This is a genomic window from Leptospira idonii (genome assembly GCF_004770995.1).
Lineage (GTDB): Bacteria > Spirochaetota > Leptospiria > Leptospirales > Leptospiraceae > Leptospira_A > Leptospira_A idonii.
This window is the reverse complement of record NZ_RQHW01000074.1, coordinates 1-392: the sequence shown is the minus strand read 5'-3', so window position 1 is coordinate 392 and position 392 is coordinate 1. Positions and strand designations below refer to the sequence as shown.

General features: G+C 43.1%; 1 protein-coding gene. It reads right to left on the bottom strand.

Features of this window, described 5'->3' with window-relative positions:
* Positions 1-329: hypothetical protein (locus EHS15_RS17095; RefSeq protein WP_135761810.1), on the bottom strand; the 329-nt coding region annotated here is incomplete at its 3' end.
* Between the last annotated feature and the right edge of the window lie 63 nt (positions 330-392).

The window sequence follows — 392 nt, the reverse complement described above, 5'->3', positions numbered from 1 at the left end:
TCTTGTCTTATGAAGGTATTTAATATATCTTTATCGACATTTCCTACACTTGCTACTGTGTTGATAAACAACTGCTTCTGCAATTCTTCCATGAGTCCTTTCTCGCCACTTGGGATTGAACTATGATAACTGGTTCCCGTCACTGCTAAGCCGGCGTATTGTTGTGCATTCGCTAAATACCTTCTTTCTGCATACGTTAGTTCCATATTCCCGGCAAATCGAAGTTCGGTGGCGTCCTTTATTCTTGCATTCATTTCCGATTCTGGTACGCCTGCTGCCACCAACGCACTCTTGACAATTCCACTTCCTAGTCCGGATATCTGATTCATTAAGTCGAGATTCGTTCCTAGCTCAATTTCTCTGTGCTTCCTGCACAGAAGAAATTGCTTCGG